Below are 13,291 nucleotides of genomic sequence, written 5' to 3'. Positions count from 1 at the left end.
GCGCGGTTTCAACAGGAGCAAGCATGAGCGTTTCCCACGCAATGCGCGGCATCGCGGCTGCCGCGATCGTCGCCGGAACGTGCGGCGGCCCGGCGCTCGCGGCCGGCGGCACGCCGCGAGACCCGCCGAGCGTCGTGCCCGAGTCGGTCGGCGTCGATTCGGCGCCGCTCGTGCGGCTGTCCGAATGGCTGCGCCGCGACCAAATGGACGTGCGCAGCCTCGTCGTCGTGAAGGACGGCAAGATCGTGTTCGAGCGCTACGGCGACGGCCTCGCGCGCGACAACAACTACGAGCTGTATTCGGTGACGAAGACGATCACCGCGCTGCTCGCCGGCATTCTCGACGGAGAGGGCAAGCTCGGCCCGTCGACGAAGGTCGCGCCGCTGATCGCGGCCGCGCGCCCCGACCTCGCGAGCGAACTCGCGGACAAGCAGCACATCGAGTTGCGGCACCTGATGTCGATGTCGAGCGGACTGCGCTACACGACGCGCGAAGGCACCGATCCGCTGTACTACGACGCGCCCGACCGGCTGCACGTCGCGGTGACGAGCCGCGCCGCGCAGCCGCCCGGCACGCATTTCGACTACATCGACGTGAACCCGGTGCTGGCCGGCACGGCGGTATCGATCGCCGCGGGCGAGCGCGAGGACGACTTCGCGCGCAAGCGGCTGTTCGAGCCGCTCGGCTTCGCGCATTACCGCTGGAGCGGTGCGGACGGCACCGGCGCGGTGGCGGGCGGCTGGGGGTTGCGGCTGCGCGCGCTCGACATGGCGAAGCTCGGTATGCTGCTGCTCGACCAGGGCCGCTGGAACGGCCAGCAGATCGTGCCGGCCGGCTGGGTCCGGCAGATGACGACGCCGTCGCCGGCCGCGGCCGATTACGGTTACTACTGCTGGATCAGCCACGTCGTCGAGCATGGCACGCCGGAATTCGGCGCAATGGGCTTCAAGGGGCAGTTCATCACGGTGCTGCCCGCGCAGCGCGCGGTCGTCGTGATGACGAGCCTGCTGCCGACCGACGGCGGCTTGCGCGACGCGACCTACCTGAACCTGTATCGGCGAATGATCGGCGATTACATCCTGCCGGCGCTCACGCCCGCGCAGCCGCCGGTCGAAAGCGCGGCTGCCACGCAGGCGCTGCGCGACGAACTCGCGCGCAGCCGGCAGACGAAGGGCGTGCCCGGGACCGTCGCAGCATTCAATGATGCACCGGAGCTTTGATGAGGATCACGAACGTATTCGATCGCTCGCCTGCATGGCATCCCGATGCACGGCGGCCCGCCGCGCCTTTCATGCGCCGGCTGCTCGCGCGGGTGGCGGCGTTGCTGATCGGCGGCGGTACGCTGGCGTCGGCATCGGTGCCGGTGCTGTCCGCGGCGCACGCGGTCGACGCGTTGCCGCCGCTGCATGAAACCGGTATCGCGGCCGCCGCGCCCGAAGACGCCGGCGTCGATTCGCGCAAGCTCGTCGACCTGTCGCGCTGGATCCGCGAGCAGAAGCTCGACGTGTACAGCCTGCTCGTCGTGAAGGAGGGGAAGCTGATCTTCGAGCGCTACGGTGCGAACGCGTCGCGCGATTCGACTTTCGAGCTGTACTCGGTGACGAAGGCCGTGACGTCGCTCGTCGCGGGCATCCTGGTGGATCAGGGCACCGTGCAGCTCGACGAGCCGGTGGCCGTGCGGCTCGCCGCGTTGCGCCCCGACCTCGGCGGCATGCTCGCGGACAAGCACGGCATCGCGTTCAAGCACGTACTGTCGATGTCGAGCGGCCTGCATTACGACTTCAGCCCGAAGGACGATCCGATCTACTACACCGCGCCGGACCGGCTGAAGCTCGCCGCATCGGCCACGCCGAAGATCGCGCCGGGCAGCGCGTTCGAGTACACCGACGTGAACCCGATCCTCGCGTCGGCGATGTTGAGCGCCGCGGCTGGCGAACCCGTCGAGCGCTATGCGCAGACGCATCTGTTCGCGCCGCTCGACATGAAGCGCGCGGCGTGGGAGCGTGCGGACCGCACGGGGCTCGTGTCGGCCGGCTGGGGGCTGCGGCTGCGCGCGGTCGACATGGCGAAGATCGGCATGCTCGTGCTCGAAGGCGGGCGCTGGCAGGGCAAGCAGGTCGTCCCGCAAACGTGGATCGCGCAGATGACGGCGCCGCGCGTGTCGCCGCATTTCGGCTACTACTGGTGGATCAACAACATCGTCGATAGCGAGCCGGAATTCGACGCGATGGGCTTCAAGGGGCAATTCATCACGGTGCTGCCGAAGCGCAATATGGTGATCGTGATGACCGGCGTGCTGCCGGTGGACGGCGGGCTGCGCGATGCGGAGAACGTGAAGCTGTTCCGCCGGATGGTGAATGGCTACATCCTGCCGGCGCTCGATGGCGGGCGGGCGTCGGGGCAGGGTGCCGGTGGCGGCGATACGCGTGCGGCGCTGCGCGAGGAACTGGAAGTGAGTGCGCGCACTGCGGGTGTGCCCGGTACGCAAGTCGATCCGACGGATCTGCCGAAGTAGCCGCGGCGATACGCGCGGGGGCGCGGCGTGTGGAGCTGGAAGTGAGTGCGCGCTCCGCGGGTGTGCCGCGCATGCGGATCGATCCGACGGATCTGCCGAAGTAGCCGCGGCGATACGCGTGCGGCGCTGCTCGGCGAACTTGAAGTGAGCGCGGGCTCCCGGGGGCGTGCGTCCGGCACCGCCGCTGCGGGCGAGCCGGACGCGCGGTGCATCGCGTCACACCAATTCCCCCGCGCACGCGTCGAACTGCGCGACGAGCGTGTCGACGTTGTCGGCCGTCGTCTGCGGACACACGAGCATCATGTTGTGGAACGGCGTGATCAGTACGCCGCGGTTCAGCAGATACAGATGCACGATGTGCTCCAGCTCGCTGTCGAGCTGTTCGCCCGCGACCGTGCCGTTGCGCGGCGGGGTCGCGCTGAACTGAAACTCGGTGCGCGCGCCGATGCGCGTCACGCACCACGGCAGCCCGTGTTTCGCGATCGCCTGTTCGAGCCCGGTCGCGAGCCGCGCGGCCAGTTCGAACATGTGCGCATACGCGGCATCGGTCGCGACTTCGGCGAGCGTCGCGCGCATCGCATGCATCGCCAGCATGTTCGCGGTGAGCGTGGTGCCGATCCCGGAATGGCCGGGCGGCGCGTTCAGCTTCGCCTGCTTCGCGCGTTCGGCGAATTTGGCGCTGAATCCGTACACCGCACACGGCACGCCGCCGGCGATCGGCTTGCCGACCACCAGTGCGTCCGGTTCGAGGCCGTGCACGGCCGCGTAACCGCCGGGCCCGCTGCTGATCGTGTGCGTTTCGTCGATCACGAGCAGCGTGCCGTAGCGGCGCGTCAGTTCCCGTGCGGCATCCCAGAAGCCGGGCTCCGGGAGCACCATGCCAATGTTCGTCATCGCGGGCTCGGCGAGCACGCATGCGACGTCGCCATCCTTCAGCGCCGCTTCGAGCGCGTCGAGATCGTTGAACTCGACCACGCGCGTGTTCGCGAGCAGGTCGTACGATTGTCCGAGCAGGCTGTCGCGCTGCACCGGGCGGCCGTCGACGAGATCGACGAACACGTCGTCGACCGTGCCGTGATAGCAGCCGTTGAACACGACGATCGTGTTGCGGCCGGTGGCCGCGCGCGCCCAGCGCAGCACGAAGCGGTTCGCGTCGCTCGCGCTCAGCGCGAACTGCCAGACCGGCAGCTTGAAGCGGCGCGCGAGTTCACGCGACACCCAGGCGGAATCCTCGCTCGGCAGCATCGTCGTGTAGCCGCGCGTCGCCTGCTCGGCGAGTGCGCGCGCGACCGGCTCGGGCGCATGGCCGAACATCGCGCCGGTGTCGCCGAGGCAGAAGTCCGCGTAACGGTGCCCGTCGACGTCGATGAACGTGGCGCCGCGCGCTTCCTTCACGACCAGCGAGAACGGCGTCGACCAGTCCTGCATCCAGTGCAACGGCACACCGAAGAGCAGGTGCTCGGCCGCTTCCGCGGACAACGCGCGGGATGTCGGCATGGCTTCGGTGAATGCACGGCGCTCGCGATCGAACAGTGCGCGGGCGCGGGTGAGGTCGACTCCGTGGCGGGTCTGCAATTGTGGCTCCTGTGACGGGGATTGAATGGACGGGCAAGGCCTCCGCGAGCTTGTCATATTCCCCGCGCGCGGTCGATTCGGACTCGACCGCGTATTTGGTGGACATGAAGTTTGTGCGCATAAAGATACGACAACTTATGTCTTGGTTCCGCGCCAAGAATGTGAGTGTGCGCCCACATATGTCGCATTGCTTCATGAGAGCAGGGTAAAACGACAAATGCATCCGAGGCTTCGATCGCGTCCAGACTGCGCAAATGTAGTACGACGACGTATGAACGGGGGCCCATCTGGCGCGGCGCATCGATACCCCAACTACTGAAGGCGTGCCCCATGGCCGTCCACCGTCGCCGTTCGTGAATTCGGCACGCCGGTCGCGTCGGGCACGCCAGCCGTCACGTCGCCGGGGCCGGTCTATGCGTTCAACGTGAGCGCGATGACGCTGACGAACGTGACGATTACCGGGCAGGTGGTCAACACGACGATCACCGACAAGCGGTGACGTGACGTGACGGGGCGGGGCGCGCGAGCGTTCGCGTGCGGCCGGCGACGCACGCGAACGCGAAGCGGAAGACGGACGCGTCAAGCCAGCGTCTTGACCATGTGGTGTTCGTCGTAGAAGCGGCCGTCGACGAACAGCGAGCGCGGTTCGGTGCCGAACCGGACGAACCCTTGCGATGCGTACAGCCGTTCCGCGGTGCCGTTGATCTCGTTGACGCACAGCATCAGTTGCGTGCATTGCCACGCTTGCGACGCATGCGCGGTCGCGTGATCGAGCAGCGCTTGCGCGATGCCGTGCCCGCGATACGCGGGGTCGACGAAAACGCCCCAGATCGTCGCCTTGTGCGCGACCTTGGCCCGCGCATCGCGGCGTACGCCGGTGATGCCGACGAGCGTGTTGCCGTCGAAGGCGCCGAACACGGCCTGCATGTGCGTGGGCGCGATGCGCGTCGCGAATTCGTCGACCGACACGCCGGCTTCTTCGTCGCGCGTCGGCAGGAACGAAGTCGGCGACGTGTCGACCGCGCGCAGGCGGACGGACTGGAATTGCGCCGCATCGGCGGCGTCGAGCAGGCGGATCGTGGTCATCGGTCGGGTTGTTGTTGGCTTGCCGGGATTGCGAATCTGCGGCGCGATGGGCGGCAGTGCATCGACAATGCTAAGGGGAAACGCGTGCATTTGCTTGTGCGATCGACGAGCCGCATCGGCACCCGTGAAGCACGTTACCGACGTGTGAATGGCAGACGCGATGCCGCACGGGCCATCGATGAGCGTGGGTGTGACGAACCGGTGGCAATCGCGCGCGCGGCGCAGCACATAGGCACATGGAAGCGAACCGGACGAGCGCATACCTGTTGCCGCGTTCGACGCGCGGCCGGCCCGGGGGCGAAATGCGAGATGCGGGAAGTGATGGTGCAGTGTCGTGCGCGACAGCGATGCGGCGCCGACCGACGAGACCGAAGATGAAGCGATGCGCGCCAGCTGCCGCGCCGGCGCGCACGAAGTGCGCGTGATACGTGTCGCGCCTGCGGTGTGTGTGATGGAGCCCGCCGAGATACGGCAGCGCCGCACCGGCCAGCTCGACAATCGCGCCGATGGCCACGCCTTCCGGCGCGCCGATGCCCGATCAGGTCAGGCGCGCGCGACTCGCATCAATACCGCGACAGCTGATTCCCGTTGATCTGCACGCGATCGCCCGGGCGCAGGTCGCCGGGCGACTGCACGTCGAACGAGCGCGTCGAGCCGTCGCTGACCCGCACGTCGATCCGGTAGCTGCTCGGCGGTTGGGCCGCGCCCATCTGCTGGCCGATCTGGTTGCCGGCGACGGCGCCGCCGAGCGCGCCGATCACGGTCGCCGCATCGCGGCCGTGGCCGCGGCCGAACTGGTTGCCCACCAGGCCGCCGACCAGTGCACCGACGACGGTGCCGGCGACCCCCGACGTGCCGACCGAGCCGTTGACCGGCTGGATGTTCGCGACGGTGCCGTATTGCGTGCCGTAGCCGTTGCCGTACTGGCCGCCGTACGGCTGCGGGTTGCCGTACTGATCGTACTGCGGCGCCTGGTTCGGATACGCCGGCTGCTGCGGCTGCACGTAGCCCGGTTGAGAGTACGCGGGCTGCGCGTAGCCGGGCGTCGCGTATTGCTGCTGCGGATAGCCTGGTTGCGCGCCGTAGTAACCCGGCGCGACACAGGCGGTGAGCGGAAGCGCCGCCACGGCGACGAGCGAGGCGAACAGAACGGTCTTCGTGGAAGGCATGCGCATCATGATTGTTCCTGCATCGGCAACGTGTTCGCCGACGAATTCCGGGACGGGTGGCGAACTCGGCGTGAGTATAAGGAAAGGGTGAATGCGCGTCCGGTGCGGCCGGGTAACAACGTGTAAAGTCTGTTGCCGCGCAAATCGGCGTGCGAGTCGACGTGCAAATCGCTGCGCAAATCGCCGTGCAAATCCGGCCCGGACGGGAGCGCGGAGGCGGCACGCGGCAGCGGCGGAGCTCGCATTTGCACGCCCGCGTTCCGGCGCCGCGCCCGTTGTGCACACGCGCGCTGGACCGCGAAAGCGGCGTTCTGCAGCGGCACAAACGGGCCTTCGCACGCCACGTTCCAGCGCCGCAGCCGTTGCGCAACCGTCGGCGTTTCCGTCGATTCCGCGGCGATTGCGCCCCATCGCGGCTCCAGCCCACGCGGGCATCCGCGCCGCACATCGCGAAATCGAATGCGCGGCATCGCGACATTTAATTGGCCACTGGCCGGCCCGTCCGATATCGTGGCCGCATTCCCTGCCAACGGTCGCGCCGTGCCGCCCGCGGTTCCTTCCCGTGTCCGCGCCTGCGTCGCGCAGCGACCGCACCACCTCCATTTCGATTCATGACCGATCGTTTTTTCACCAACGCCGTCGATGCCGGCGGCCGGCCCATCAACCTCGTCGTCCATGACGGACGCTTCGTCGCGATCGGTGCCGACTGCACCGCCGCGCCCGGCGCGCAAACGATCGATCTCGGCGGCCGCGTCGTGCTGCCTGGCTTCGTCGACGGCCACATCCATCTCGACAAGAGCTTCGTCGGCGATCGCTGGGTGCCGCACGAACCGGTCGGCTCACTGCGCGAGCGGCTCGCGGTCGAGAAGCGCCAGCTCGCGGCCGCGCCCCCGATCGTCGAGCGTGCGAACGCGCTGATCGAGCAGGCCGCCGCGTTCGGCACGATCGCGATGCGCAGCCACGTCGACGTCGATGCAACGACGGGCCTGTCGAACATGCATGCCGTGATGGCCGCGCGCGAACAGTGGCGCGGGATCGTCGACATCGAACTGGTCGCGTTCCCGCAGGCCGGCGTGGTGACGTGCCCGGGCACCGCCGCGATCCTCGATGCCGCCGTGCGCGAAGGCGCGGACGTGGTTGGCGGGATCGATCCGACGACGCTCGACGGCGATGCGGATGGCCAGCTCGACATCGTGTTCGGCATTGCCGAGAAGCGCGGCGTGAAGATCGATATCCACCTGCACGAGCCGGGCGACACCGGGATCGAGCAACTGCTGCGGATCGCGGCGCGCACGCGTGCGACGGGCCTCGGCGGACGCGTGAACGTGAGCCATGCATATGCGCTCGGCCAGGTCGATCACGGCGACGTCGAGCGTGTGGCCGCGGCACTCGCCGACGCCGGCGTGTCGATCCTGACCAACGCGCCGGGCGACTGCGCATTCCCGCCGGTGCGGCAGCTGCGCGATGCGGGCGTGCACGTGTTCGCCGGCAACGACAACATTCGCGACGCGTGGTGGCCGTACGGCAACGGCGACATGCTGCAGCGCGCGATGATGGTCGGCTACCGCTCGGGCTTCTACACCGACGAAGCGCTTGGCATCGCGCTCGACATGGCGACGCACGCCGGTGCACGCGCGATCGGCAAGGCCGACTACGGCATTGCCGTCGGTTGCGACGCGAGCTTCGTCGCCGTGCGCGCGCCGAACGCGGCGGCTGCCGTCGCCGGCGTGCCGGCCGAACGCTGGGTGTTCCGGCGCGGCGAAAGCGATACCGGCGCGCCGTTTGCACCGGCGCTGCGTTTCAATCGATAACGGACGACCGCCGTTGCGGTGCGTGCATCGCGACGGCCTGGAACTGACCGACTCACTGACTCACCGACTGACCGACCACCCCGGAACCGACATGACGAACCTGCTGATCCGCAACGTCCGCACCCACGCCGACGAATCGCTCGACATCCTGATCGAAGGCGACCGCATCGCGCGCGTCGGCCCGTCGCTCGACGCGCCGGCCGGCTGTGCGATCGAGGAAGGCGCGGGCGCGCTCGCGCTGCCCGGCCTCGTCGAAGGCCACACGCACCTCGACAAGACCCACTGGGGGATGCCGTGGTATCGCAACGCGGTGGGGTCGCGCCTCGTCGACCGCATCGAGAACGAGCGAAGCTACCGCGCGACGAGCGGCCACGATGCGGGCGCCGCGTCGCTCGCGCTGTCGCGCGCGTTTCTCGCGGCCGGCACGACGCGCATCCGCACGCACGTCGACGTCGACACCGAAGCCGGGCTGCGGCACCTGCACGGCGTGCTCGCGACGCGCGAGACGCTGCGCGGCCAGGTGGAAATCCAGATCGTCGCGTTTCCGCAGTCGGGCGTGTTGAAGCGGCCCGGTACGGCCGCGCTGTTGTCCGACGCGCTGGCGGCGGGCGCCGACCTGCTCGGCGGCCTCGACCCGTGCGCGATCGAAGGCGATCCGGTCGAGGCGGTGGACGTGCTGTTCGGGATCGCCGAGCGCCACGGCCGCGGGCTCGATCTGCACCTGCACGAGCGCGGCTCGATGGGCGCGTACTCGCTCGACCTGATCCTGCAGCGCACGGCCGCGCTCGGCATGCACGGCAAGGTCACGATCAGCCACGGCTTCTGCCTCGGCGATATCGCCGACCGCGAGCGCGATGCGCTGCTCGCGCGAATGGCCGAGCTCGGCATCGCGATCGTCACGACCGCGCCGGCCGCGGTGCCGGTGCCGTCGGTCATTGCGTGCCGCGCGGCCGGCGTGACCGTGATCGGCGGCAACGACGGCGTGCGCGACACGTGGACGCCGTACGGTTCGCCCGACATGCTCGAACGCGCGATGCTGATCGGCATGCGCAACGATTTCCGCCGTGACGACGCGCTCGAAGTCGCGCTCGACTGCGTGACGCACAGCGCGGCACGCGGTTGCGGCTTCGGCGACTACGGACTGGAAGCGGGCAAGCGTGCGGACGTCGTGCTCGTCGATGCGCTGACGTTCGCCGAGGCCGTCGTCGCGCGGCCGACGCGACGGCTCGTGGTGTCGTCGGGGAAGATCGTCGCGCGCAACGGCGCGCTCATCTGAGCGCTGCATTGCCCCGGAGATGATCGGGCTGCTTTCAGCCTGATCTTTCGAGAGACGACGCATGCGATGCATGCGCACGTTGGCGGCGCGGACGGCGTGAGGGGGTGCCATTCCGAGCGAACGCAATGCGCGCGGTATGACCGGATTCCTTCAGTCTGGTCTCGCCACTCCGTTGAAGCAGCTCCGCATCGCTGCGCTCATTCCTGCTCGTCCTCGTGCTCCAGCAGCGCAGCGAGCGCTTTCGTCAGTTCGCTGACCATCGGATCGGCGGTCGGCCGATGCAGGATCGCGATGTCCATGTTCTCGATCGGCGCGAAGCCGCCGTGCGCCTCGGTCAGCACCACGTGCTCGTCGGTCACCACTCGCGCGGGCAGCACACTGATGCCGAGGCCGTCCGCGACGGCCGCCTGGATCCCGCTCAGGCTCGACGTCGTGAAGCTGATGCGCCAGCGGCGCCCGCGTTCCTCGATCGCCTTGATCATGTCGTCGCGATAGAGGCCGCGCGGCGGAAACACCACGATCGGCACCGGGTCGAGGTCGATCGTCGGATGCTGCGCGCTATCAATCCAGCGGAGCTTCTCCGGCCAGCGCACCACCGCTTCGCGGCTGTCGCGCCGCTGCTTGATCAGCGCGAGATCGAGTTCGCCGCGATCGTACGCCGCGCAGATGTCGCGGCTCAGCCCGCACATCACTTCGAGCTTCACCTGCGGATGATCGCGCTTGAACGCGGCGAGCGCGTGCGTTGTGCGGCCCGCCGCGAAATCGTCCGGCACGCCGAGCCGGATCGTCAGCGCGACGGTCGCGCCCGACAGCGCTTCCAGCATCTCGTCGTTCAGCGCGATCATGCGCCGCGCGTAGCTGAGCACCGTCACGCCGGCGTCGGTCGGCCGCACGTCGCGCGTGCCGCGATCGAGCAAGCGATGCCCGGCGATCTCCTCCAGCCGCCGCACCTTCTGGCTGACCGTCGACTGCGTCGAATGCAGGCGCGCGGATGCGGTCGTGAAGCTGCCGCAGTCGGCGACCATCACGAGCGCGCGCAACAGGTCGAGGTCGAATAAAGGTCTATTCATTTCCGCACTTTTTCGGATTCGAGCATTTCGTTTTCAAATGTGTGCGACGACTTTTAGCATGGCCCGAGCCGGCGGGCAATCGCGGTTTCGCCGGACCGGCGCGGGTGGGCGGCCGCACCTGCACGGAGGCACCGGATGTTTTTCGAACGGCTGGCGACCATCGGCTCGTGCCGGTGCTGGTCGACGCGAAGGCCGATGTGAACGTCGTCGATTCGAACGGCGGGACGCCGCCGCGGCATGCGCGCAGTGGCGGGTATGCGCGGATCGAGCGGGTTCTGATGGCGGCGGAGGGCGGTGGAGCTACCGGCGGCGCGATTTGTGCGTGGGCTTGGCATCGGGAAGTTGCTGGAGGAACTCGCCGGCCAGATTCACGCAGTAGTCGAACGAGGGCGTATAGCCGAGTGTCCGTATCTCGTCGAAGCGCGACCGCACGAACGCACCGTGCTCGTTGAGCAAACTGAGGAAGGTATCGCGATGGCGAACGAGAAATGCACTTGCCGCCATCAAGCTCTCAGGTTCCCGCTCGATGACCAGACAGAGATCGAACAGGTCCCGCGCAGTAGGGCGATCTCCGCGATGCCACATTTTCTTGGCCACGATTTCCGCTGAAGTCTCGACCTTGACGACGTGGTCCAGCAGCGTCCATTCGTCGTAACCGGGGGACATCAGGTTTCGGGAGACCACGAAATCGATTTCGCCGTCGGGCAACACCAGTTTCACGAAACCGGCGTGCTCATCGTACTCGGTCGTGATGTCGGATGCGGCGTCGCTGATGCGCGGGTTCACGTACCCGAGATACTGCGGATCGGGTACGAAGATGTCGATGTCCTTGCTGAGACGATGTCCGTGACGGAGCATAAGGACCGTGCCGCCACCGAATGTCCAGAACGGACGGGACGTGCCGTACTTCCGTATCTCGTCGATGAGCGTCAGCGCTTGACGGAAAAGGCCCTGCCAAGGGCCGTCGGGCAAGTCGACTGGTGCAATCATGCCCATACCTCCCGGTACAGATGAAGATCCTTCGACCACGCGGCAAGGTTTTTCCAGATGGAGCGAAGCGGCGTGCCGGAGCGTTCAGCAGCCTCTTCGGCCGCCTTGACCACCACCGGCAACGGTACTTCGTCGAGGATGACGGAGATTTGGGATTCGTATCCTGCCGGAATCTGTCCCGTGGTCAACGCGTCGGCCAGCAGTCGCTCGGTCAATTCGCCCTTGTAGCTGACGTTTGAGCCCACAACGGCTTTGTAGAGGCCACGTTGGGCCTGTCGCGGCTGCGCAAGGAGTTCAATGCCGAGCACGCTGAGCAGCGGAATCAGCTTGTTGATTCCAAGATCCTTCACTTTGCCGGTCTCGAGTTGGTTTACCGTGAGGCGAGACAACCCGGCGAGCTTTGCAAGTTGGGCCTGTGTGAGGTCGAGTTCAGCCCGCCGTTTGGCAACGGCCTGTCCGATTTCATAGAGTTGCATGTTGACCTCCCGGTGCCGATGGGGGCACGTCAATGTAAAGTATATTTTACATCTCGATAATTGCCATCGCCACTTTTGGTTGTGGTCGCAGTATAGGCCGCATGGGCTGGGCAGGCGAAATGAAGTCAGGGACGGCCATGGACGGCTGTGCCGTATAGACATACTCGCGCGCGGATATTCGCAAAAATTCGTTCTGCGCAGCCGAGCATCACCCCGGGTAAACACTCGAAATTTTAGAAAAATCCCGCTATACGGCCACCTTTCCGCCGCCGGTTTCACCCTTTTCCCCAAATTCGGCCTCTGGTCCACCGCAACCCGCAACCTCGCCCTTTCCCCCTCTTGCGCTCAAAAATTGAGCGGTCTAGACTGCATCGCAGTTTCATCGAAGTCCCCGTCTTTCGCGAACCCGCACGGGGCTTCCCGGCGCACCGCTCCCCACAGACGCCCGGCGCTTGCCCGCCACGTCGAGACCACAAGGACACACCATGAACCGCACTGCAAAGCTCGTCGTTTCCGCGCTGGCGTTCGCGCCGCTCGTCTCGTTCGCGCAGGACACAGCGACGATCCGCTGGGGCATCGATCCCACCTATCCGCCGTTCGAGGCGAAGCAGCCTGACGGCTCGCTCGCCGGCTTCGACATCGACCTGCGCAATGCGATCTGCGAGCAACTGCATGCGAAATGCGTGTGGGTCGAGCAGGGTTTCGACGGCATGATCCCGGCGCTGCGCGCGCGCAAGTTCGACGTGATCATGTCCGCGATGACGGCCACCGACGAGCGGCTCAAGCAGATCGACTTCTCGAACAAGCTGTATGCGTCGCCGGGTGCGCTCGTCGCGCCGGCCGGCTCGAAGCTGCTGCCGACCGCCGCGTCGCTGGCCGGCAAGCGCGTCGGGATCGACCAGGGCACCACGCAGGAGGCGTACGCGAAGGCCGAGTGGGCGACCAAGGGCGTGACGATCGTGTCGTACCAGAACCAGGATCAGGTGTATCAGGATCTGGTGAACGGCCGGCTCGACGCGACCTTCCAGGACAAGACGCAGGCCGGCTATTCGTTCCTGAAGACGCCGCGCGGCAAGGGCTACGCGTTCGCGGGCCCGGACGTGACCGACGTGCGCATCACCGGCTACGGCGTCGCGATGGGCGTGCGCAAGGGCGACGCCGACATGAAGAAGCGGCTGAACGACGCGATCGTCGCGATCCGCGCGAACGGTACGTACCAGAAGATCGCCGCGAAGTACTTCGACTTCGACATCTACGGCGCGAAGCAGCAGCTGACGTCCGCACCGTGAAACCGTGACCCCATGACCCCATGACCCCATGACC

Annotated in this window: 13 protein-coding genes and 1 pseudogene; 7 read left to right on the top strand and 7 right to left on the bottom strand. The window is 67.3% G+C overall.

Annotated features, from left to right (window positions below; translation table 11 throughout):
* Positions 1-23: 23 nt before the first annotated feature.
* Positions 24-1,220 (top strand): serine hydrolase, encoded by a 1,197-nt coding sequence (locus C7H84_RS29570; protein WP_121862110.1) that lies wholly within the window; start codon positions 24-26, stop codon positions 1,218-1,220.
* The gene (locus C7H84_RS29565; protein WP_205611474.1) at positions 1,220-2,515 is read left to right on the top strand and encodes a serine hydrolase; all 1,296 of its coding nucleotides are present in this window, start codon (positions 1,220-1,222) and stop codon (positions 2,513-2,515) included. The genes C7H84_RS29570 and C7H84_RS29565 overlap by 1 nt, the downstream gene beginning before the upstream one ends.
* A 216-nt stretch (positions 2,516-2,731) precedes the next feature.
* On the opposite strand, the gene C7H84_RS29560 is transcribed toward C7H84_RS29565, so the two are convergent.
* Positions 2,732-4,090: an aspartate aminotransferase family protein gene (locus C7H84_RS29560; RefSeq protein ID WP_121862109.1), complete on the bottom strand. Its 1,359-nt coding sequence runs from the start codon at positions 4,088-4,090 to the stop codon at positions 2,732-2,734.
* 340 nt (positions 4,091-4,430) lie between these two features.
* On the opposite strand from C7H84_RS29560, the pseudogene C7H84_RS37260 reads away from it, so the two are divergent.
* Positions 4,431-4,589: pseudogene (locus tag C7H84_RS37260) on the top strand (glycoside hydrolase family 28); the annotation flags it as partial.
* 80 nt (positions 4,590-4,669) lie between these two features.
* Here the strand turns inward: C7H84_RS37260 and C7H84_RS29550 are convergent.
* Positions 4,670-5,176 carry a GNAT family N-acetyltransferase gene (locus C7H84_RS29550; protein ID WP_121862108.1) on the bottom strand — a complete coding sequence of 169 codons (507 nt, stop codon included), beginning with the start codon at positions 5,174-5,176 and terminating at the stop codon, positions 4,670-4,672.
* Between the two features lie 334 nt (positions 5,177-5,510).
* On the opposite strand from C7H84_RS29550, the gene C7H84_RS36610 reads away from it, so the two are divergent.
* Positions 5,511-5,768, top strand: a complete 258-nt coding sequence (locus C7H84_RS36610; protein ID WP_162999404.1) for a hypothetical protein — start codon at positions 5,511-5,513, stop codon at positions 5,766-5,768.
* Here the strand turns inward: C7H84_RS36610 and C7H84_RS29540 are convergent.
* The gene (locus tag C7H84_RS29540) at positions 5,740-6,354 is read right to left on the bottom strand and encodes a glycine zipper 2TM domain-containing protein (protein ID WP_121862106.1); all 615 of its coding nucleotides are present in this window, start codon (positions 6,352-6,354) and stop codon (positions 5,740-5,742) included. The genes C7H84_RS36610 and C7H84_RS29540 overlap by 29 nt on opposite strands.
* Positions 6,351-7,022, bottom strand: coding sequence for a hypothetical protein (locus C7H84_RS29535; RefSeq protein ID WP_162999396.1), 672 nt, complete (start codon positions 7,020-7,022; stop codon positions 6,351-6,353). The genes C7H84_RS29540 and C7H84_RS29535 overlap by 4 nt, the downstream gene beginning before the upstream one ends.
* Here C7H84_RS29535 and C7H84_RS29530 point away from each other — a divergent pair.
* Together C7H84_RS29530 and C7H84_RS29525 are read left to right on the top strand one after the other, a co-directional pair.
* Positions 6,957-8,156 carry an amidohydrolase family protein gene (locus C7H84_RS29530; RefSeq protein WP_121862104.1) on the top strand — a complete coding sequence of 400 codons (1,200 nt, stop codon included), beginning with the start codon at positions 6,957-6,959 and terminating at the stop codon, positions 8,154-8,156. The two genes, C7H84_RS29535 and C7H84_RS29530, sit on opposite strands and share 66 nt — an antisense overlap.
* A gap of 91 nt (positions 8,157-8,247) precedes the next feature.
* Complete coding sequence (locus C7H84_RS29525; RefSeq protein ID WP_121862103.1) at positions 8,248-9,432, top strand: amidohydrolase family protein; 1,185 nt, start codon at positions 8,248-8,250, stop codon at positions 9,430-9,432.
* 197 nt (positions 9,433-9,629) lie between these two features.
* Here the strand turns inward: C7H84_RS29525 and C7H84_RS29520 are convergent, their stop codons facing one another.
* From C7H84_RS29520 to C7H84_RS29505, 3 genes are all read right to left on the bottom strand, one after another.
* On the bottom strand, positions 9,630-10,502 hold the full coding sequence (locus C7H84_RS29520; RefSeq protein WP_121862102.1) for a LysR family transcriptional regulator: 873 nt from the start codon (positions 10,500-10,502) through the stop codon (positions 9,630-9,632).
* A 300-nt stretch (positions 10,503-10,802) separates the two neighbouring features.
* On the bottom strand, positions 10,803-11,498 hold the full coding sequence (locus C7H84_RS29510) for a nucleotidyl transferase AbiEii/AbiGii toxin family protein (RefSeq protein WP_162999403.1): 696 nt from the start codon (positions 11,496-11,498) through the stop codon (positions 10,803-10,805).
* The gene (locus tag C7H84_RS29505; RefSeq protein ID WP_121862101.1) at positions 11,489-11,968 is read right to left on the bottom strand and encodes a helix-turn-helix domain-containing protein; all 480 of its coding nucleotides are present in this window, start codon (positions 11,966-11,968) and stop codon (positions 11,489-11,491) included. Before C7H84_RS29505 ends, C7H84_RS29510 begins: the two co-directional genes overlap by 10 nt.
* Positions 11,969-12,453: 485 nt before the next feature.
* Here C7H84_RS29505 and C7H84_RS29500 point away from each other — a divergent pair, with 485 nt between their 5' ends.
* Positions 12,454-13,257 (top strand): ABC transporter substrate-binding protein, encoded by an 804-nt coding sequence (locus tag C7H84_RS29500; RefSeq protein WP_121862100.1) that lies wholly within the window; start codon positions 12,454-12,456, stop codon positions 13,255-13,257.
* The last annotated feature ends 34 nt before the right edge of the window (positions 13,258-13,291 follow it).

The organism is Burkholderia sp. Nafp2/4-1b (genome assembly GCF_003635165.1).
Classification (GTDB): domain Bacteria; phylum Pseudomonadota; class Gammaproteobacteria; order Burkholderiales; family Burkholderiaceae; genus Burkholderia.
Note: the sequence above shows the minus strand (reverse complement) of the source record. Positions and strands in the feature narration are given on the sequence as shown.

Coding starts and splice junctions, on each gene's coding strand:
- C7H84_RS29535 (WP_162999396.1), bottom strand. CDS start 7,022: ATGGACGACGAGGTTGATGGGCCGGCCGCCGGCATCGACGGCGTTGGT.
- C7H84_RS29550 (WP_121862108.1), bottom strand. CDS start 5,176: ATGACCACGATCCGCCTGCTCGACGCCGCCGATGCGGCGCAATTCCAG.
- C7H84_RS29540 (WP_121862106.1), bottom strand. CDS start 6,354: ATGATGCGCATGCCTTCCACGAAGACCGTTCTGTTCGCCTCGCTCGTC.
- C7H84_RS29525 (WP_121862103.1), top strand. CDS start 8,248: ATGACGAACCTGCTGATCCGCAACGTCCGCACCCACGCCGACGAATCG.
- C7H84_RS29505 (WP_121862101.1), bottom strand. CDS start 11,968: ATGCAACTCTATGAAATCGGACAGGCCGTTGCCAAACGGCGGGCTGAA.
- C7H84_RS29565 (WP_205611474.1), top strand. CDS start 1,220: ATGAGGATCACGAACGTATTCGATCGCTCGCCTGCATGGCATCCCGAT.
- C7H84_RS29570 (WP_121862110.1), top strand. CDS start 24: ATGAGCGTTTCCCACGCAATGCGCGGCATCGCGGCTGCCGCGATCGTC.
- C7H84_RS29520 (WP_121862102.1), bottom strand. CDS start 10,502: ATGAATAGACCTTTATTCGACCTCGACCTGTTGCGCGCGCTCGTGATG.
- C7H84_RS29510 (WP_162999403.1), bottom strand. CDS start 11,498: ATGGGCATGATTGCACCAGTCGACTTGCCCGACGGCCCTTGGCAGGGC.
- C7H84_RS29530 (WP_121862104.1), top strand. CDS start 6,957: ATGACCGATCGTTTTTTCACCAACGCCGTCGATGCCGGCGGCCGGCCC.
- C7H84_RS29500 (WP_121862100.1), top strand. CDS start 12,454: ATGAACCGCACTGCAAAGCTCGTCGTTTCCGCGCTGGCGTTCGCGCCG.